The sequence below is a fragment of the Burkholderia sp. BCC1993 genome (genome assembly GCF_905339865.1).
Taxonomy (GTDB): domain Bacteria; phylum Pseudomonadota; class Gammaproteobacteria; order Burkholderiales; family Burkholderiaceae; genus Burkholderia.
This window is the reverse complement of the sequence record NZ_CAJPGZ010000021.1, coordinates 68,069-89,641: the sequence shown is the minus strand read 5'-3', so window position 1 is coordinate 89,641 and position 21,573 is coordinate 68,069. Positions and strand designations below refer to the sequence as shown.

The 21,573-nt window shown below is 71.9% G+C and carries 6 protein-coding genes; 1 reads left to right on the top strand and 5 read right to left on the bottom strand.

Translation table 11 applies throughout. The features are described from left to right. Nucleotides 1-40: 40 nt before the first annotated feature. Genes U4Y91_RS30615 through U4Y91_RS30595 form a run of 5 tightly spaced genes read right to left on the bottom strand, consistent with a single transcriptional unit; the run spans nucleotide 41 to nucleotide 19,501 of the window. On the bottom strand, nucleotides 41-2,305 hold the full coding sequence (locus U4Y91_RS30615) for a TonB-dependent siderophore receptor (protein WP_321808193.1): 2,265 nt from the start codon (nucleotides 2,303-2,305) through the stop codon (nucleotides 41-43). A 46-nt stretch (nucleotides 2,306-2,351) separates the two neighbouring features. Next, on the bottom strand, nucleotides 2,352-3,728 hold the full coding sequence (locus U4Y91_RS30610) for a lysine N(6)-hydroxylase/L-ornithine N(5)-oxygenase family protein (protein WP_321808192.1): 1,377 nt from the start codon (nucleotides 3,726-3,728) through the stop codon (nucleotides 2,352-2,354). Between the two features lie 34 nt (nucleotides 3,729-3,762). Then, on the bottom strand, nucleotides 3,763-4,788 hold the full coding sequence (locus U4Y91_RS30605) for a GNAT family N-acetyltransferase (protein ID WP_321808191.1): 1,026 nt from the start codon (nucleotides 4,786-4,788) through the stop codon (nucleotides 3,763-3,765). Next, nucleotides 4,778-9,787, bottom strand: a complete 5,010-nt coding sequence (locus tag U4Y91_RS30600) for a non-ribosomal peptide synthetase (RefSeq protein ID WP_321808190.1) — start codon at nucleotides 9,785-9,787, stop codon at nucleotides 4,778-4,780. Before U4Y91_RS30600 ends, U4Y91_RS30605 begins: the two co-directional genes overlap by 11 nt. A gap of 9 nt (nucleotides 9,788-9,796) precedes the next feature. After that, the gene (locus tag U4Y91_RS30595; RefSeq protein ID WP_321808189.1) at nucleotides 9,797-19,501 is read right to left on the bottom strand and encodes a non-ribosomal peptide synthetase; all 9,705 of its coding nucleotides are present in this window, start codon (nucleotides 19,499-19,501) and stop codon (nucleotides 9,797-9,799) included. 272 nt (nucleotides 19,502-19,773) lie between these two features. Here U4Y91_RS30595 and U4Y91_RS30590 point away from each other — a divergent pair, with 272 nt between their 5' ends. Beyond that, nucleotides 19,774-21,519: a cyclic peptide export ABC transporter gene (locus U4Y91_RS30590; protein ID WP_321808188.1), complete on the top strand. Its 1,746-nt coding sequence runs from the start codon at nucleotides 19,774-19,776 to the stop codon at nucleotides 21,517-21,519. Nucleotides 21,520-21,573: the final 54 nt, after the last annotated feature.

Here is a 21,573-nt window from a genome sequence, read left to right as displayed (position 1 = left end):
GCCGGCCCGAAGGCCGGCCGGCGCGCCGCGGCGCGCGGCGTCACCAGTTGTATTTCGCGGTGGCGAGCACCGTGCGGTCGGTACCGAAAATGCACACGCTCGTCGACTGGCAACCGCTGATGTAGTGGCGGTTGAACAGGTTCGTCCCGTTCACGGCGAAGCGCCAGTTGCGCGTGTCGTAGTGCACGCCCGCGTCGAACAGCGTGTAGCTCGCGACCGTCAGCGAATTGTCGGCCGCACCGGCCGACGCGCTCTGGTAACGCACGCCGCCGCCCAGGCCGAAGCCCGTGAGCGGCCCCGTGTGCCACGTCCAGTCGGCCCACAGCGACGCCATCTGGCGCGGCCGGGGAACGTCGACCGGCCAGTTGTTCAGCGATGCGTCGTTCGCCTTCACGTTCTTCACGTCCTGGTAGACGTAGGACGCGATCAGCGACAGGTTCCGCGTGAGCTTGCCGGTCGCGTTCAGCTCGATCCCGCGCGAGCGCACTTCGCCGGTCTGGACCGACGTCGTGCCGGACGGATCGAGATTGAGCGGCGTCGACGTGAGCACGTTGGTCTGGTTGATCTGGTAGATCGCCGCGCTCAGCATCAGGTTCTTGCCGGGCGGCTGCCAGCGCAGGCCGGCCTCGATCTGCTTGCCGCGGGTCGGCTGCGGCAGGCCGCCGCCATACAGGTTCACGCCGATCAGCGGATTGAACGACGTCGCGTAGCTGACGTACGGCGACAGCCCGTAGTCGCCCTGGTAGGTGAGGCCCACGCGGCCGGTGAACGCCGAGATGTCGGCCTTCGACTGCGTGCCGCCCGCGCGGTCGTCCATCCGCTGGTTGACCCAGTCCTCGCGGCCGCCGAGCGTCAGCGTCCAGCGGTTCCACTTGACCTGGTCCTGCACGTACAGCCCGAACGTGTTCATCGTCGTGTACGTGTTGGTGCGGTACGTGGTGTTCGGCGGCGAGAACACGGACAGCGTGACGGGCGTGTAGACCGGGTTGTAGATGTTCAGCGTCGGCGCGGCGGCCAGCCATTCGCTGTCGGTCGCGGTCTGCCGGTTGTACTGGAAGCCGAGCAGCAGCGTGTGCTCGAGCGGCCCCGTGCCGAAGCGGCCCTGCAGGTTGTTGTCGATGTCGAAGCGGCTGTAGTTCGTCTGAAACACGCCGGCCCAGCGGTCGATGTCGGTCAGTCTGTCGTCCGCGAAGCCCGCGCCGAACACCGAGCCGTTGTCGAGCGACAGGTGCATCCAGCGCACGTTCTGCCGGAACGTCCACATCGAATCCAGGTTCCGCTCGAACTGGTAGCCGAGCGACCACTGCTTCTTGCGGTAGTAGTTGAAATTCGGATCGCCGCCGTAGACGTCCTTGCTGAGCTGCCCGTTCGGGTTCGGCAACACCGTGCCCTCGGCCGGCAGGAAGTTCGACGAGATGTCGCCCCAGTCCTGCAGGTAGGTGGCGGACAGCGTCAGCGACGTGTCGGCGTCCGGGCGCCAGCGGAACGACGGCGCGAGCGCGACGCGCTGGTCGTTGTTCGGGCCCGTCAGCGCGTTGCCGTCGCGCGCGACGCCGACGAACCGGTACGCATACTTGCCGTCCACGTCGAGCTTGTCGCCGACGTCGATCATGAACTGCTTGCGCGCATAGTTGCCGAACTGCACGCCGGCTTCGCGCACGCGCTCGCCGTCGGCCGTCTTGGTCTGCACGTCGATGATCGCGCCCGGGTCGCCCGCGCCGTACAGCACCGACGTCGGCCCGCGCAGCACGGTGATGCTGTCGATCATGTACGGATCGACGCGCCAGCTCGACAGGTTCAGCGTGTTCGGCACCTGCAGGCCGTTCACGTACGCGGTCGGCGTGAAGCCGCGCAGCGCCGCGTACCAGTCGGAACGGTTGTCCGAGCCGTACGACGAGAAGCCCGGCACGTAGCGCAGCGCCGCGTTCACGTCGGTCGCGCCGGTCATCTCGATCTGCTGCGCGGTGACGATGTTGATCGTCTGCGGGATTTCGTTGATCGACGTATCGGTCTTGGTGCCGGTCCGGCTGCGCTTCGCGACGAGCCCGACCGTGCCGTCGCCTTCCGAGCCCGCGTTGACGTTGATCGCCGGCAGCGTGCCGGTCGTCGAGCCATTCTGTGCGCCGGTCGACGTGCTTGCCGCCGCACTCGCCGTCGCACCGTTCTGCGCACTGCCGGCCGACGCCGCGGCACCTGCGTTCACGGCCGGCGCCGTCTGGGCGTATGCGTGCCCTGCCGCCATCCCGAACGCCACGCTCGCCGCGGCTGCGATCGCACGCACACGCGTGCCTGTTGCCCACTCCATCTTTCTCTGCTCCACTTTTTTGATGCGGTCTCCGACCGCGCCTTTGTCAAAGAGCGAAAGCCATGCGGCCCGCGCTCGCCCCGTTTTGGTGTCGTTGTTCATGCAGCGCCCGGACCGCGCCGTCGTCATGGCCGGGCGCGATCCCTTCTTCGAGCGACGCGCAGATCTCGTCCGCGCGGCGCGCCAGGACCGACAGCAGCGTGTCGGACAGGCCGTGGCTGTCTTCGCAGCAGCCTTGCAGGTAGATGCGCGGCGCGAAATGCTCGGGCGTCGCGAGCAGGTAGTCGCGCGTGACGTCGCCGTGCGTGAGCGCATCGCCCAGGTGCGGCGCGAGTCCTTCGAGCAGCGCCGAATGCGTGTCGCGCCGGTAGCCGGTCGCAAGCACCAGCGCGTCGAAGCGTTCGACGTGCGTCGCGCCGTTCATCCGGTCGCGCAACGTCAGCTCGATGCGGCCGTCGGCGGTGCGCACCGCGGCCTCGATCGCGCTGTTCGCGCGCAGCGCGTGGCGCGGCGTGCCGTCGATGCGCTGCAGGTACAGCATTTCGTAGATCTGCTCGATCAGCGGCCGGTCGACCACCGCGTAGTTGGTGTCGCGATAGCGCTCGAGCAGCGCGCGGCGCGCGTCGTGCGGCTGCGCGTAGACGACGTCGGTGAACGCGGGGCTGAAGATCTCGTTGACGAACGGGCTGTCGTCGGCCGGTTTCAGTGCGCCCGCGCGCATCACGAGGCTCGCGTCGACGTGCGGGAAGCGGCGCGCGAGGTCGATGAACACCTCGGCCGCGCTCTGCCCCGCGCCGATCACCGCGACACGACGGCGCTCGCCGTCCGGCGACGCGACCAGCCGGTCGATGTCGGTCAGGTAGGACGACGAATGGATCACGCGATCGCGGCCGAGCGCGGCGAACGCGTCCGGCACCGCCGGCGTGCCGCCGACGCCGACCGACAGTGCGCGCGTCACGCGCTGGCGTTCGCGGCCGGTCGCATCGCACGACAGCACGCGCAGCGCGTCGATGCGCGCGCCGTCGCCGCGCACGGGCTCGATCGCCGTGACGGTTTCGCTGTAGTGGACGTGCTCGTCGAACGCGTCGGCGACCCAGCTCAGGTAGTCGTGGAATTCGACGCGGGTCGGATAGAAGTTCTTCAGGTTGACGAATTCGTTCAGCCGGCCGCGTTCGAACAGATAGTTGATGAACGTGTAGCGGCTCTTCGGATCGCGCATCGTGACGAGATCCTTCAGAAACGAGATCTGCATCCGGCAGTCGTCGAGCAGCATGCCGCGGTGCCAGCCGAATTCCGGCTGGCGTTCGACGAAACAATGCGCGAACGGACGCGTGCCGCGGCGTTCCGCGAGGCGCACGGCCAGCGCCAGGTTCGACGGCCCGAAGCCGACGCCGATCAGGTCGAATACGGTTTCTCTCTGCATGTCTCTCAGCTCCCTTGTCGGTGAAACCGGCCCGTCAGACGTGACGGCCGGAGAAGAAGGTCTCGCGCAGCGTGCGCATCCACAGCGGCTGCCCGTCGGCGAGCGCCAGGCGGCGCTGCCGCGCGAAGCCATGCCGCGCGAGGGTATCGACGACCCGCGCGCGGCCGGCCGGGACCGCGCAGCCGACCGCTTCGGTGCGCGGGTCGTCGAGAAACAGGTAATGCACGACGGACGGCAGCCAGCCCGCCACGCAATGCGGGCCGCGCCAGCGCGATGCGCCGACCAGCATCCGCAGCCCGCGGTCGTAGTCGCGCGCGTCGACGTGCGGCGCGAGCGGGTCTTCCTTCAGCCAGTACGCCTCGACGTACGCGAACGGTTCGCCGTCGAAGCAGCCGACGAGCGGGCTCACGTGCGGATCGGTATCGGGCGCCGTGCCGTTCGCGCCGGGCTGCGTGCCCGGCCAGCCGTCGCGCACGCGCGGCTCGTCGAACCAGTGCGCAAGGCGCGCGGCATCCTCTTCCGGCTGCCAGCCGCGCAGCGTGAAGCGCACGCCGAGCGCCGGCAGGTCGCGTGCATACACGTCGCCGCGCGGCGCGGGCGGCCGGCGCGGATGCCGCCGGCCGTCGGTCAGCATCGGCAGCGTCGCGCACGGCAGATGCGTGCCGACGCGCCACAGATCGGCCTGCTGGGCCCAGCCCTCGCGCATGCACCGGCCGCCGTCGGCCAGCACGCCGCTCGCGCGCAGCGCATCGAGCGCGACCGCCGGCCACGCGGCCGGGTCGAGCCGGATCGCCGCGTGGCGCGCGCTGTCCGAAAACGCCGCGGCCAGCGCGGCCAGCAGCGCGCGGCGCTGGTCGGCCGGCGCCGCGCGGTGGTTGTAGGCGACGAGGCGCAGCGCGCCGTCGTCGCCGAGTTGCGCACGCAGCAACTGCGCGCCGATGCCGTCGCCGTGTGCGACACGGATCTCCGTGCCGTCGCGCACCGCGAACAGGCCGTCCGCGAACGCGAGGCGGTACGTATCGAGCATCGTGAATCCGTCCGGGCGCACTTCAGCCAGCATCGCGCACCTCCAGTCGCGTGTGCGCCGCTGCGTCGAGATGCGTGCCGAGCGCCGCGAGCGTCGGGGACGCGAACACGTCGGCCACCGTCAGCGCGTGCCCGGCGCGGCTCGCCGCATCGACGAAACGCACGACGTCGAACGACGTCGCGCCGGCCTCGAACAGATCGGCATCGGGCGCGGGCGCGGCCGTCGCGAACGTGTCCGACCACAGCGCGGCGAGCGCGGCAGCCGTGTTCGGCGCGCGCGATGACGCCGCGGCATGGGTCGCGTGACCGGCTGGTGCGACCGCGACCGCTGCCGGCGCGGCGAACAGCGCATCGGGCACGCCGAGTGCCGCTTGCGCCGCACCGGCGAAACGCGCGACTTCATCGTGGTAAAGATCGACGAGCGCATCGACGAAGCGGCCGTCGAGCAGTTCGTCCGCATAGGAGAACGCGGCGCTCACGCGGCCGTCCGGATGCTCGACGACGTCCAGCTCCAGCGTGAACACGACGCGATGACGCACGTCGTCGAAGCCGGCGAGCGACAGGCCGGCCCAGTCGCGTTCGGCCGCGCCGGTCGGGCGCAGGTAGTTGAACATCACCTGGAACAGCGGATTGGCCCGCGCGGCACGCGGCGCGCGCAGCGCCGCGACGACGTCGGCGAACGGCACGTCGGCATGTGCATACGCGGCGAGCGCCGTATCGCGCACCTGTGCGAGCACGTCCGCGCGGCGGGCCTTGGAATCGAGCCGCGTGCGTACGACCACCGAATTGATGAAGAGACCGAGCGCGTCGCATGCGGCTTCACCCGTGAGTTCGCGCGTCGATGCCAGCACGCCGACCGGCTGGTCGGCCGCACCGGTCATGCGGAACAGCGCGGTATTGAGCGCCGCATGCAGCAGCATCGGCAACGTCGCGTGCGCCGCCGACGCGGCGTCGCGCGCGGCACGGATCAGCGACGCGTCGAATTCGAACGCGATGCGCGCCGCACGCCATTGCGGCACGGCCGGCGCGTCGGCGCGCTGCGGCAGCATGGGCGGCGGCAGGTCGGCCAGCGCATCGCGCCAGTACGCGACGCGGGCCGGATGGCACGGCGCGGGCAGTACGAGCGGCGTGTTTTCTGGCGTCATTGTCGTCGTCGACGCCGAAGAGACCGCGGCCGCTTCGCCGCGCACGAGCGCGACATAGTGCGCGCGCACCGCGTCAAGCCACAGCTCGATCGATTCGCCGTCCGACACGATGTGATGAATCGTCACCGACAGCACGTGATCGTCCGCGCCGAGCCGCAGCACGCGGGCGCGCCACAGCGGCGCGTCGGCCGCGAGATCGAACGGCGCGAGCGCATCGGCGCCGGTCAGCGCCGTCGCGCGGGCGAGCGCGTCGGGCTGCGCGGACAGGTCGAGCACCGGCAGCGCGACGCTCGCCGCGGCGTCGATCCGCTGGCCCGGCAGCATGCCGTCGCGCGCGACGAGCCGTGCGCGCAGCGCCGGGTGCGCGGCGGCCGCCGCCGAGAATGCCGCGCGCAGCGCATCGACGTCGAGCGGGCCGCGCACGCGCAAAGCGACCGGAATGTTGTATGCGGCGCTGTCCGGCTGCGCGCGCCACAGGAACCACGGGCCGAGCTGCGCGGGCGACAGCGGCCACACGCCGTGCGCATCGGGCTTCACCATCGCGACGCCCGGCGCCGCGGCGCCGGCGTGCGCGGCGCGCGGCGCGTCGGCCACCTGGCGCGCGTATTGCGCGAGCACCGGCGCTTCGAACAGCGCGCGCACCGGCACGTCGCGGCCGAGCCGCTCGGCGACGCGGGTCGCGACGCGCACCGCCGCCAGCGAATGGCCGCCGAGTTCGAAGAAGTGATCGCCGCGGCCGACACGCTCGACGTTCAGCACGTCGCGCCAGATCGCTGCGAGCGCGATTTCGTCGCCGTCGTGCGGCGCCTCGTAGGTGCGTTCGACGCGCACCGGCGCCGGCAGCCGCGCACGGTCGACCTTGCTGTTCGCGTTGCGCGGCAGCGCGTCGAGCACGATCAGCTGCGCGGGCACCATGTAGTCGGGCAGCGTGCGGCGCAGATGCGCGTCGAGCGTCGCGGCCTCCACCGGTTGCACGGCCGCCTGCGCGTCGGCGGTCAGTTCGACGTAGGCGACGAGCTGCGCCTGCGCGCCCTGCCCGTGCACGACCGCGCACGCTTCGCGCACCGCATCGTGCGCGGCCAGCTGGGCCTCGATCTCGCCGAGTTCGATGCGCAGCCCGCGCAGCTTCACCTGGTGATCGACGCGGCCGATGAAGTCGAATACGCCATCCGCGCGACGCCGCACGAGGTCGCCCGTGCGGTACAGGCGTGCGCCCGGCGCGCCGTACGGATCGGGCACGAAGCGCTCGGCCGTCAGCGCGGGACGGTCGAGATAGCCGCGCGCGACGCCGATCCCCTCGCCGCCCAGGTACAGCTCGCCGATCACGCCGACCGGCAGCGGATGCAGCCGCGCGTCGAGCACGTGCGCGGTGCGCGCGCCGACCAGCGTGCCGATCGGCAGGTACGCGGCGTCGCCGAGCTTCGCGAGATCGTCGCCGGGACGGAACATCCACAGCGTCGGCGTGATCACGGTTTCGGTCGGGCCGTAGCCGTTGACCACGCGCACGTTCGGCATCGCGCGGCGCAACATCGCGAACGCTTCGCGCGACGTCGCTTCGCCGCCGACGGTCAGCGAGCGCAGCGTCGGCGGCGCGCCGTGCGCGAGCGCCCATTCGGCGAGCTGCGCGGCGCAGCCGGGCGGCACGTAGGTCATCGTCACGCCGTCGCGGACCATCATCGCGCAGGTCTGCGCGGGCGGCCACAGCACGTCGGCCGTCACCGACACGGCGGCGCCCGACAGGTACTGCGAAAACCAGCCTTCGTGCGCGCCGTCGAAGTTGACCGACTGGAACAGCAGGAACACGTCGTGCTCGCCCGCGCCGTAGCGCTCGGCGATCGCCGCGCAATGCCGCGCGAACGCCGCGTGATCGACGATCACGCCCTTCGGCTTGCCGGTCGAGCCGGACGTGTAGATCGCGTACGCCGCATGGCCGGGCAGCACGTCCGGCAGCGCGACGTCCGCGGCTTCGTCGAGCGCGTCGACTGCGTCCGCGCGCCAGACGCGCAGCGCCGGCAGCTCGGGCAGCGACGCGGCGCTCGCGCCGTCGGTCAGCACGTGCGCGATGCCCGCGTCGCCGACGATCTGCGCGAGCCGTTCGCGCGGATGCGCCGGATCGAGCGGCACGAACGCGGCGCCCGACTTCAGCACCGCGATCAGCGCGACCAGCAGGTCGACCGAGCGCTGCAGCGCGACGCCGACGCGCATTTCCGGCTGCACCCCGGCGGCGACGAGGTTGCGCGCGATGCGGGCCGCGCGCGCGTCGACCTCGCCGCGCGTCAGCGCGCGATCGATGTCGGCGACACCGCGTGCGTCGGGCCGTGCCTGCGCATGCGCGGCGATCCGTGCATGCACCGGCACGAACGGTTCTGCTTCGGCCGCGCCTGCCGGCGCATTCCACGCGAAGAGTTGTGCGAGTTCGTCGGCCGGCAGCCAGTCGAGATCGCCGATCGGCATGTCGGGGCGCGCGAGCGCATCGCCGAGCAGCGTGACGAAGCGCGCGGCCAGCCGCGCGATCGCGTCGCCGTCGAACAGATCGAGCGCGTAGATAAAGGCGGCGTCGAACGTGCCGTCGGGCGTCGCCTCGACGGCAAGCGTCAGGTCGAATTTCGCGGAAGGCGTGCCGGACGGCAGCAAGGTTGCCGATGCCGAGCCCAGCGCCGGCAGCGCGCGGCGCTCGCCGTACGCGGCCATCACCTGGAACAGCGGATGGTGGCTTGCGCTGCGCGGCACGCCGAGCGCATCGACGACCTGCTCGAACGGCACGTCCTGATGCATCTGCGCATCGACGAGCGCGCGTTGCGTGCGCGCGACCAGCGACGAGAAATCGCCGTGCGCGGGCACGTCGACATCGATCGCGAGCGTGTTGACGAAAAAGCCGATCAGGCCGGCCGTTTCCGCGCGCTCGCGGTTCGCGGCCGGCACGCCGACGCAGATCCGCGCATCGCCGGTCGCGCGCGCGAGCAGCGCGTCGAGCGCCGCGAGCAGCACCGCGAACGGCGTCGCGCCCGACGCGGCCGCGAACGCGCGCAGCCGCGCACCGGTGTGTGCGTCGAGGGAAAACACGTGACGTGCGCCGCGCGCGCTGCGGCGCGCCGGCCGTGCGGCCGCGCCGGGCAGCGTCAGCACGCCGCGTTGCGGGTCGAGGCGCTCGCGCCAGAACGCCAGCTGCCGATCGCGCTCGCCGGCATCGAGCCAGCGGCGTTGCCACAGCGCATAGTCCGCATACTGGATCGGCAGCGGCGCGAGCGGCACCGGCGCACCCGACGCATACGCGCGATAGAACGCCGCGAGTTCGAACCGCATCACGTCCGACGACCAGCCGTCCGACACGATGTGGTGAACGGTCAGCGCGAGCCAGTGATGCGTCGCGTCGAGACGGATCAGGTGCGCGCGCATGAGCGGCGCCGCGCCGAGATCGAACGCGGCGGCTTCGTCGGCCGTCGCGATGCTTTCGGCGCGTGCCATGCGCTGCGCGTCGGGCAGCGCTTCGAGACCGGTCTCGCGCCACGGGCAGCGCAGCGGCGGATGAATCGTCTGCGCGACGCCGTCCTCTGCTTCGTCGAAGGTCGTGCGCAGCGCTTCATGGCGCGCGATCAGCGCGTCGCACGCGAGCCGCAGCGCGTGCGCGTCGAGCGGGCCCGTCAGCGCGAGCCGCTCGGTGATGTGATACGCGTTGGGCGCGTCGATCAGCCGCGCGTGCAGCCACAGCCGCGTCTGCGCGAACGATGCCGGCACACGGTCGCCGCGCGGCGTGCGCGGCGGGATCGGCAGCATGCGAAAGTCGATACCGGCCGCGCCGAGCTTGTCGATGAACACCGCGCGCTGCGCGTCGGGCAGTTGCGCGAAACGCGTCGCGAGTGCGAGCCAGTCGGGTTGCATCCTCGTCATCCGTCGTCCTTATTGGGTTTCCAGTTCGCCGAGCAGCGCGTCGATCGCGCTCGCCGCGTCGGTCGCGCCGCGTGCCGCGCAGGCCGCATCGATCGCGTCCGCGCAGCGTGCGAGCGTGCGGGTGTCGAACAGCGTGCGCAGCGGCAGCGCGAGGCCCCAGTGCAGGTTCGCCTGCGCATGGGCCTGCGTCGCGAGCAGCGAGTGGCCGCCGAGCAGGAAGAAATCGTCGTCGCGGCCGATCGCATCCACGTGCAGCACGCGCTGCCAGATCGCCGCGAGCGCGCGCTCCGTGTCGGTCGCGAGTTCGCTGGCCGCGGCCGCCTCGCGCACCGGTGCGGGCAACGCATGGCGGTCGCACTTGCCGTTCGGCGTGACCGGCAGCGCGTCGAGTTCGATCAGCTGCGACGGCACCATGTAGGCCGGCAACTGCGCGCGCAGCGAATCCAGCAGGGCCGCACGGTCGAGCGGCCCCCCATCGCCGCGTGCGACATAGCCGATCAGCTGCTCGTCGCGCACGATCACGACCGCGTCGTGCACGCCCGGCGCCGTGCGCAGCAGCGCCTCGATTTCGCCCGGCTCGATCCGCTGGCCGCGCAGCTTCACCTGCGTGTCGACGCGGCCGAGGTAGTCGAGCGCACCATCGGCGCGACGCCGTGCGAGGTCGCCGGTGCGATACATGCGCGCGCCCGGCACGAACGGATCGGGCACGAAACGCTCGGCGGTCAGCCCCGGGCGGCCGAGATAGCCGCGCGCGAGCCCCGCGCCGGCCAGATACAGTTCGCCGGTCGCGCCAGCCGGCACCGGCTGCCAGGCCGCGTCGAGCACGTGCAACTGCAGGTTCGCGATCGGATGGCCGATCGGCACCGCGAATGCGTTGGCGTCGTCGGGGCCGCAGGTCCAGTGCGACACGTCGATCGCGGCTTCCGTCGGCCCGTACAGGTTCACGAGCGTCGCGTTCGGCAACAGCCGCGCGACCTTCGCGACGAGTTCCGGCGCGAGTGCCTCGCCGCTCGCGACGATCAGGCGCACGCTGTCGCATTGCGCGGCGGCCTGGAAATCGTCGAGATACGCGGCGAACGCGGCCAGCATCGACGGCACGAAGTGCAGCACCGTCACGCCGTGCGCATGGATCGCGGCCGCGAGGCGGGCCGGATCGCGGTGGTCGCCGGGCGCGGCGATCGCGAGCTTCGCGCCGGTCGCGAGCGGCCACACGAATTCCCACACCGACACGTCGAAGCCGAACGGCGTCTTGTGCAGCACGACGTCGTCGCGCGTGAGACGGTACGCGTGCTGCATCCACGCGATCCGGTTCGCGAGCGCGCCGTGCGAGTTGCCGGCGCCCTTCGGCTTGCCGGTCGAGCCGGACGTGTAGATCAGGTACGCGAGCTGGGCGGCGTCGATGTCGGTCTCGGCGCCGGCATCGCCCGCTTCGACGTGTTCGCCGCCTTCGTTCGCTTCGTCGGCAAGCAGGTCGGCGACCGTCAGCAACTGCGTTGTCGCGTCGTTGCCGAGCGCGGCCTCGACTCGCGCGCGCAGATGCGCCTGCGTGATCGCGACCGCGGGCCGCGCGTCGCGCAGCAGGTACGCGATGCGCTCGGCCGGATAGTCGGGGTCGACCGGCAGGTACGCGGCGCCGGCCTTCAGCACGCCGACGAGCGCCGTCACCATGTCGAACGAACGCTCGACGCACAGCGCGACCGGCGTGTCGGGCTGCACGCCGCGCCGGCGCAATGCGGCGGCGACGCGCGTCGTGTTCCGGTCGAGTTCGCGATAGGTCGCGCGTTGCACGTGGCCCTGGGCATCCGCGTATTCGAGTGCGATCGCGTCGGGCGTTGCGCGTGCGGCGTCCGCGAATTGCAGATGCAGCGGTTGCCGTTGCGCGTCCGGCCAGGTCCGTGCGGTGTCCTGCGCGCGTGCCAGTGCGTCGCGCGTCGCGCCGTCGGCGATCGACAGCGTGCCGAGCAGCGCGTCGGGCGTGCGGGCCAGCGCATCGAGCGCGCACGCGAACGCGCGGTGCCAGGTCTCGACCTGGTGCGCATCGACGCGCGCGGTGTCGTAGCCGTAGTCGATCGTCAGCTCGGCGCCGCTTTCGATCACGAGCGTCAGCGCGAAATCGGTCGCTTCGATGCTGCGCACGCCGCTCAGCACGAGCGCACGCGGATCGGCGTCGCGCACCGTGTCGTCGACCGGGTAGTTCTCGAACACGACCAGCGTGTCGAACAGTGCGCCGCCGGCGCCGCGCGCCCAGCGCTGGATGTCGGCGAGCGGCGTATGCGCATGCTCGGCGGCCGCCGCGTTCTCGCGCTGCAGTCCTTGCAGCCAGTCGGCCGCGCGTTGTTGCGGCGCGGGTGCCGTGATCACCGGCAGCGTGTTGATGAAGAGGCCGAGCACCGTATCGACGTCCGCGAGCGCATCGGGACGGCCCGCGACGGTCGCGCCGAACGCGACGGCCGGCTGGTGCGTCATGCGCTGCAGCGCGAGCGCCCAGGCGCCCTGCACCAGCGTGTTGACGGTCAGCTTCAGCGCGCGCGCTGTGTGCGCGATACGCGTCGTCGCATCCGCGTCGATCGTCGCGCGCCACGTGACCATCTCGGCGTCCGCGCGGTCGGCCGCGCGCTCGGCGATCAGCGTCGGCGCGTCGAGACGCGCGAGCCGCCCGGTCCAGAAGCGTTCGTCGGCGTCGCGGTCGCGCGTACCGAGCCACGCGATGAAGTCGCGATAGCGCAGCGCCGGGCGGCTCGCGAACGGCGATACCGCGTCGGGGTCGCGATAGTCGCGCAGCACGTCCGCGAGCAGGCGCGCGGTGCTCCAGCCGTCGAGCAGCACGTGGTGGCGCGTCCACACGACGCGCCACGCGTCGTCCGTCACGCGGATCAGCGTGAGCCGCATCAGCGGCGGCTCGCGCCAGTCGAAGCCGCGTGCGCGGTCGGCCGCGAGCCATGCGTCGAAGTCGGCGTCGAGCGTGTCGCCGCGCGCGCGCCAGTCGAGCTGTTCGACCGGCATCCGCGCATGGCGATGCACGCATTGCAGCGGTGCGGCCTCGTCGGGCATCACGCTGGTGCGCAGGATGTCGTGACGTGCGACCGATGCGGCGAACGCGGCCGCGAGCCGGTCGGCATCGAGCGCCGTCGCGGTCGCGACGAGCTGGTTCACGTAGCTCGCATGACCGGGCGCGAACAGCGCATGGAACAGGATCCCCTGCTGCATCGGCGACAGCGGATACACGTCGTCGATCGTGCGCCAGTCGAGCGGCGCGCGCTCGATCGCGGCCTGCGTGAGGCCGGCAGCCTGCGCGAGCGGGAAGTCGCCCGGCGTTGCGCCGCCGCCGCGATGCGCGACACGCGACGCGCATGCGTCGGCGAGTGCGCGCAGTGCGGCCGCAAAGCGTTCCGCGAGCGCATCGATCGTCGCGCGCTCGAACTGCGGTGCGCCGTATACCCAGTGAACCTTCAGCGTGCGTGCGCCGTCGCGGTCGGTATCGAGGTACGCATGGATCGCGAGCGTGTTGCCGAGCGGCCCTTGCGGGTCGCGCTCGATGCCGGTGCCGCCGAAGCGCGGCACGAGCGTCGCGTCGCGCGGTGCGTCGAACTGGCCGAGATAGTTGAACGTGACGCGCGGACGCGGCACGGCGGCCAGCGCCGCACGCGTCGCCGCGTCGCCGTAATGCGCGAGCACGCCGAAGCCGAGCCCCTTGTGCGGCACCGCGCGCAGCGTGTCCTTGACCGCGCACAGCGTGTCGCGCGCGGTGGCTTCGACCGGCAGCGTGACCGGATAGTGGCTCGTCAGCCAGCCGATCGTGCGGCTCGCGTCCGCATCGTCGAACAGCGCCTCGCGGCCATGCCCTTCGAGTTCGACGCGGCACGATGCGGCGGCGTCGGCACCGGCCAGCGCCAGCGCGAGCGCCGCGCCCAGCAGTTCGATCGTCTGCGTGCGATACGCGGCGTGCGCGTCGGTCAGCGCGGCACGGGTCAATGCCGCGTCGATGGTCTGCACGACGACGGCCGCGTCGGCGTTCGTCGCCGGCGCGTCGGGATGATCGGGCACCAGGTCGTCGCCCTGTGCCATGCCGGCCCAGTACGCCGTTTCAGCGGCGAACGGCGACGCCGGCTCCGTCGCGGCACGCGCGAGGCGCGCGGCCCACGCATCCGCGCGCAGGCCCGGCTGCGACAGGCGAACCGGCGTGCGCTCGGATGCGGCGCGATACGCGGCGTCGAGGTCGTCGAGCAGAATGCGCCACGACACGCCGTCGACGATCGCGTGGTGAATCGCCAGATACAGCCGCGTCGCGCCGTCCGGCAGCCGCGCCGCGCATGCGCACGCGAGCGGCCCGCGGCCGAGGTCGAGGCGGCGCTGCAACGCATCGAAGCGCGCCAGTGCATCGGCTTCGTCGCGTGCGGCGACTTCGACGAACGGCAGCGCGTCGTACGGTTTCGGCGCATCGCTCGCGTGCCACTTGCCGTCCGCACCACGCGTGAAGCGCTGGCGGAATGCGTCGTGATGGGTGAGCAACGCGTCGAATGCCCGCGCGAATGCGTCGGCGTCGAACGGACCGCGCACGTCGAACGCGACCGACTGGTTCCAGTGGCCCGGATGCGGCACGTCGAGCGCGAAAAAGCGCTGCTGCGCAGGCGTCAGGACCGCTGCGGCAGCGGTTGCGGATCGAACCGGCGCCGCCGATGTCGTTGCCGGCGTTGCGGCGGCGACGTCCCCGGTTTTCGCGATGCGCGCGAGTTCGGCGACCGTCGGGCCGTCGAACAGCTGCTTCGGCGTGAAGCGCACGCCGCGCTTGCGGGCGCGTGCGATCACCTGCAGCACCAGGATCGAGTCGCCGCCGAGCTCGAAGAAGTTGTCGTCGCGGCCGACGTGCGGCGCCTTCAGCACCGCTTGCCAGACTTCGGCGAGCGCCGTTTCGACGGGCCCCTGCGGCGCATCGCCGGCGGCCACCGCCACCGGCGATGCGGCCAGTTCGCGCAGCGCCGCGCGATCGAGCTTGCCGTTCGCGGTCACCGGCAGGCGCGCGAGCGCGACGAACTGCGCGGGCACCATGTAGTCGGGCAACGTCGCGCCGAGCGCCGCGCGCACCGCCGCTTCGTCGAATGCCGAGCCGTCGCGCATCACGACGAACGTGACGAGCCGCAGGCGGCCGTCGTGCTCGATCGCGAGCGTCTCGGCCTGCGCGATCGGGCCGGCCGCGCGTACCGCCGCGCTCACCTCGCCCGGCTCGACGCGATAGCCGCGAATCTTCACCTGGTCGTCGATGCGGCCGAGGAACGCGAGACGGCCGTCCGCACGCAGGCGCACGCGGTCGCCGGTGCGATACAGGCGCGCACCGGGCGCGAACGGATCGGGCACGAAGCGCTCGGCGGTCTGCGCGGGCCGGTTCAGGTAGCCGCGCGCCACACCCGGCCCGCCCAGATACAGTTCGCCCGCCGCGCCGGCCGGCACGCACGCGCCGAACACGTCGAGCACCAGCGCGCGCGCATTCGGCAGCGGACCGCCGAGCGGCACGCCGCTCGCGGGATCGCGCGCATCGGCGGCGATCGACGCGGTGTCGCACGCGATCGCGCCGACGGTCGCTTCGGTCGGCCCGTAATGGTTGATCACGCGGCAGGCCGGCGCGAGCGCCGCGATTCGCGCGACGAGCGCCCACGTCAGCGTTTCGCCGCCGGTCACGAGCGCATGGCGCGGCAGCACGTCGGCCGGCACGCACGCGTCGAGCAGCGCCTGCAGGTGGCTCGGCACGATCTTCAGCACGCCGACGTCGCGGCGGCGCATCTCGTCGGCGAACAGGTCCGGATCGAACGCGCACGCGGCCGGCAGCAGGTGCAGCGTGCGGCCCGCGCACAGCGCGCCGAACAGCGTCGTATGGCCGAGATCGGCGGCGACGGTCGACACCATCGCGAACGACGCGTCCGGTGCGAACGCGAGTTCGTCGAGCATCCCCTGCACGTAGTCGGCCAGTGCGCCGTGCGACACGACGACACCCTTCGGCGTGCCGGTCGAACCCGACGTATAGATCAGGTAGGCGCCCTGTTCCGGATGCGGCGCGACGCGGATGCCGGCCGCATGCGCGAGCGTCGCGTCCTGCGCGAGCGTGTCGACGTCGAGCGGCTGTGCGGCGCTGCCGGCCAGCCACGCGGCCCCGTCCCGCCCCTGCGCGACGAGCGCCCAGCGTGCGCCGCAATCGGCGGCCGCGGCCGCGAGGCGCGCGGCCGGCTGGGCCGGGTCGAGCAGCACGGCCAGCGCGCCGGCCTTCAATGCGCCGAGCAGGCCGACGACGAAGCGGGCCGAACGCTCGATGCAGACGACGACGGGTGCTTCGGCCGTCGCGACGCGCAGTTTCAGCGCATGTGCGATACGGTTCGACGCATCGTCGAGCTCGGCGAACGTCAGCGACGCCGACGCATCGGCGAGTGCGACGCGATGCGGATACGCGGCGGCCTGCCGCGCGAACGCGGCGACGATGTCGGCGTGTTCGATCCGCAACGCACGGCCATCGCGCGGCTGGCGCGATGCCGGCGACGCATCGCACGGCAGCGCGGCCGTCGCGCAGTGCGGTTCATGTGCGGCGGCCACGACGAGCGCCGCATAGCTGTCGAGCCATGCGCGCGCGGTGTCGGCATCGATGCAGTCGGTCGCATAGGCGGCGACCAGTTCAATCCCGTGCGCGTCGTCGGTGAAATCCAGTGCGAAGTCGAAGCGCGCGGCGAGATCGGGCCCCGGCGTCGCAACGGCGGTCGCGCCCGGCAGCACGCTGTCGTGCCGCGCATCGAACTGCTGCGCGAATTTCACACGCAGCCATTCGTCGCCGCGCCTGACGGGCGGTCTCACCGCATCGACGACGCGCTCGAACGGCACGTCCTGGTGCGCGACCGCGTCGAGTGCCGCCGTGCGCGCCGCGTCGACCAGCGCGCGGAACGGCAGCGTCGGCGCCACCCGCACGCGCAGCGCGACCGTATTCAGGAACAGGCCGAGCAGCGCGCGGGTTTCCGGGCGCTGGCGATGCGCGACCGGCACCGCGACGACCACGTCGGTCTCGCCGGTCAGGCGCGACAGCCATGCGTCGAGCGCGGCCAGCAGTACCGTGAAGACCGTGGCCTGCGCATCGCGCGCGAGACGCCGGACGTCCGCCGCGACCGCGTCGGGCAGGCGAACCGACACGCGTGCGCCCTGCAGCGTGCGCGTCGCACCTGGGTTCCGATCGACCGGCAGCGCGAGCGGGCCCGGCACGTCGCGCAAGGCGCCGCGCCAGTAATCGAGCTGACGCTCGCCTTCGCCGCCGGCGAGCATGTCGCGCTGCCAGTCCGCATAGTCGGCGTACTGGATCGGCAGGGGCGACAACGACGGTTCGCGGCCTTCCGCATACGCACGGTACGCGGCCGACAATTCGTCGAATGCGCAGCGCGAGCTCCAGCCGTCGGTGATCGCGTGGTGCGCGGTCAGCAGCAGCCGGTGGCGCTCGTCGGCGAGCACGACGAGCGTCGCGCGCAGGAGCGGCCCGTTCGACAGATCGAACGGCGCGCCCGCGTCGCGCTCGGCGATACGCGCGGCTTGCGCGTCGCGTGCGGCTGGCGGTTGCTCGCGCAGGTCGAGCGTCGCGATCGACACCGGCAAGTGTGCATGGATGCGCTGCATCACGATGCCGTCGTCATTGTCGACGAGCGTCGTGCGCCACGCGTCGTGCCGCCCGATCACGTGATCGAGCGCGCGCTGCAGCGCGGCGCGGTCGAGCGCGCCGTCGATCGTCCAGTGCGCGGCGATGTGATACGCGGCGCTGGCGTCACGCGTTTGCGCGAGCACCCAGAAGCGTTGCTGTGCGAGCGATGCCGCGCGATCGACATACGGGGCACCCGATGCGGCGGCTTCGTCCGGTGCACGGCGTGCGGCAATCGCGGCCAGCGGCTCGCCCGTTTCGCGCTCCGCCTGATCGACGTGCGCGGCCAGCTCGGCCAGTGCCGGATCGGCGAACAGCGTGTCGAGCCGCAGGTTCACGCGCAACGCGGCGCGGATCGCGGCCTGCAGCTGCATCGCGGCGAGCGAATCGGCGCCCAGCGCGAAGAAGCGGTCATCGCGCGACGGCGTCGCGTCGAGGCCGAGCAACGTCTGCCAGAAGCCGGCGATCTGCGCTTCGGTCGGCGTGCGCGGCGCGGCGCCGGCCGGTGCTTCGGTGTCGCGCGCGGCGGCGCTGCGCTCGCGCAGCGCGGCACGGTCGAGCTTGCCGTTCAGCGTGTACGGCAGCGCGTCGCAGCGCACGAAGCGGTGCGGCTGCCACGCGGCGGGCAATTGCGCGCCCACGTGCGCCTTCAGCGCCGCATCGTCGGCGGCCGCGCGCAGCGCGACGCACGCGATCAGCCGCGTCGGCCCGGCGCCGGTTTCGGCGATCACGGCCGCGTCGGCCACTGCGGGATGCGTGCGCAGGCACGCGGCGATTTCCGCGGGCTCTACACGCACGCCGCGCACCTGGACCTGATCGTCGAGGCGGCCGAGATAATCGAACGCACCGTCGACGCGCAGGCGTGCAAGATCGCCGGTGCGGTACACGCGGGCACCGGGTTCGCCGTGCGCATCGGGAATGAAGCGTTCGGCGGTCAGCGCCGGGCGGCCGTGATAGCCGCGCGCGAGACACACGCCGCCGAGCAGCAGCTCGCCGCCCTCGCCCGCTTCATTCGACTCGCCGGCCTCGTCGCCATCGATGCGCGCGACACGCGGGCCGATCGCGCGACCGATCGGCAGCGACGCATACGCATCGTCCGCCGCCAGCACGGGCATTTCACCCGGCTCGACCGGCCACAGCATCGGCGAGATCACGGCCTCGGTCGGCCCGTAGCCGTTGATCAGGCGCACCGACGGGAACGTGCGGCGCACGAATTCGAACGCCTGTTGCGGCAGCGCTTCGCCGCCGAACGCGAGCACGCGCAAGGCCGGCGGCACGCCGTCGCGCGCGGCGACGGCCGCGAATTCGCGCAGGTAGGCCGGCGGGAACGCGGCGACGCTGACCGCTTCGCGCACCATCAGCGCATGCGCGGCGTCCGGCGCGAACGGTTGCGGCGGCGCAATCGTCACGCTCGCGCCAACCGCGAGCGGCGCGAGCCAGCACTCGTGCGCGGCATCGAAATTGACCGACGCGAAATGCAGAAGGCGGTCGCTGCCCGCGATCGGCAGCGCGGCCGCGAGCGCATCGCAATGCGCGGCGAGCGGCCCGTGCTCGACGACCACCGCCTTCGGCGTGCCGGTCGAGCCCGACGTATAGATCATGTAGGCGGCCGAGCGCGGATGCACCGGCACGTCTTCGTCGTCGACGCAGGCATCGGCATCCGCCGAGGTTGCGTCGAACGCGTGTTCGAACGACGCGCCGAGCGCCGCGCGGCCGGCCGCATCGACGACGCCGTGCCGCAGTTGCGCATCGCGGACGATCCAGTCGAGGCGCGCGGCCGGATGACGCGGATCGAGCGGCACGAATACGCCGCCCGCCTTCAGCACGGCGAGCAGCGCGACGAACAGCTCGCACGAGCGCTCGACGCAGACGCCCACCCGCACTTCCGCGCCGACACCGGCCGCGCGCAGTTGGCGAGCAAGGTGCGACGCACGCGCGTCGAGCGCGCCGCGCGACAGGCGCAGGTCGTTCTGGAAAGGCGCGGCGAGCGCAGGCGCGTCGGGGGCGCGGCGCGCCAGTTCGCGGATTCGGTGATGCAACGCAGTCGGGAAACTCGTCATGTGCGTGAAGTCCTTCGGTCCGGCCGCTTCGGCCAAGTCTCGGGGCCGCAAGGGGCGGCTTCACTGGTGTGACGAACGGCGCGGCCGATTTTTTACCGTTTTGCGCGCCAAGCCGGCACGGATGCATTTTTTGAAGGCAGGGCTAAATATTTGCGCGGCCCGTTCGTCTATCAGGGAGGAAAGTCGCAACCGGGCCCGCCCCGCGCGCCGCTTTCACATCAGTCTTGCCGTTTCCGCAGGGTTTGCCTGCCCTTCATTTATCGACGTTGCCGATGACCGCTGCCCACGAGCCTTCTTCCCCGCCGTCCCTCGACGCTTCCCCCGGCCGCCCCGCGGCCCGCCTGATCCTCGCGTTGCTGCGCGAAAGCCGCGCGTCGCTCGCGCTGGCGCTCGTCGCCTGCGTGCTCAACGGCGTCGCGAGCGTGCTGCTCGTCGCGACGCTGAACCGCGCGCTCGCGACGCCCGGCGCGGCCGACGCGGCGCTCGCGTGGCGCTTCGCGCTGTGCGCGGTGATCGCGCTCGTCACGCGGATCGTGTCGGGCACGCTGTTCGCCCGGCTGTCGCAGGACACGATGGCGCGGCTGCGCGTGCATCTCGCGCGGCGCGTCGGCGCGGCCGAGCTGCGCGACATCGAGCGGATCGGCGCGGCGCCCGTGCAGTCGGTGCTGACCGACGACGCGACCAACGTGTCGATGCTGTTCTTCGCGCTGCCGAACCTGGTGATGCACGGCTCGATCGTGTTCGGCTGCCTCGGCTATCTCGCGTGGCTGTCGTGGCCCGTGTGCGTGCTCGCGCTGACCGCGATCGTCGCCGGCTCGCTCGGCTACCACACCGGCGATCGCCGCGCGATCGCGTCGCTGGAGGCGGCCGGCCACGCGCAGGACCGCCTGTTCGGCTATCTCGGCTCGCTGTTCTCCGGCGCGAAGGAACTGAAGCTGCACGATGCGCGCGCGCGCCAGTTCGTCGACGGCCAGCTCGGCGCCGCGATCGGCGAGGTGCGCGACCACCGCCGCCGCGCGTTCAGCGCGTATGCGGTCGGCGTCGGCTGGATCATCTTCCTGTTCTACGTGTTCCTCGGCGCGGCCGCGTTCTGGCCGCAGCTCGGCGTGCATGCCGATGCGGGCACGGCGGCCGGCTACGTCGTCGTGTTCCTGTTCATGCTGGTGCCGCTCGACGGTCTGCTGAACAACCTGCCGACCGTCAACGCGGCGCGCGTGTCGCTTGGGCGCATCGAAGGCGTGATGGCCGAATTCGGCGCGCTGCGCACGGTGCCGCCCGCGAGCGACGCCCCCGACGTGCCACCGGCCGGTGCCGTCACGCTGCGCGGCGTCACGCACGCGTATTTCCACGAGCGCGACGAACGGATGTTCCGGATCGGGCCGGTCGACCTGACGATCCGGCCGGGCGAACTCGTGTTCATCGTCGGCGGCAACGGCAGCGGCAAGACGACACTCGCGAAGGTGCTGACGGGGCTCTACGAGCCGGAGGAAGGCACGATCGAGGTCGACGGCCGCCCGATCGGCTGGCGCGAGCGTGCCGCGTACCGGCAGCGTTTCAGCGCGGTGTTCAACGACTTCCACCTGTTCGATGCGCTGCTCGGCATCGTCGATCCCGACGATCCGGCGCGGGCGCAGGCCGATGCGCGCGCGAACGCGCTGGTCGCGAAGCTCGCGCTCGATCACAAGGTGAAGGTCGTCGACGGCGCGTTCTCGAACCGCGCGCTGTCGACCGGGCAGCGCAAGCGGCTCGCGCTCGTCGTCGCGTACCTGGAGGACCGGCCGTTCTACCTGTTCGACGAATGGGCGGCCGACCAGGATCCGTCGTTCAAGGCGGTGTTCTACGAGCAGTTGCTGCCCGAGCTGCGCGCGCGTGGCAAGGCCGTGATCGTGATCACGCACGACGATCGCTATTTCGATCTCGCCGATCGCCTGCTGAAGCTCGACAACGGGCAGATCGTCAGCGATACGACGCCTGCGCGGTCACGTGCACGCGATGGTGCGGATGCGCTGAGCGCGTAAGTATCGTCAAACACCGGCCGCCTGCGCGCAGCGAATGCGGCACGCAGGCGGTTT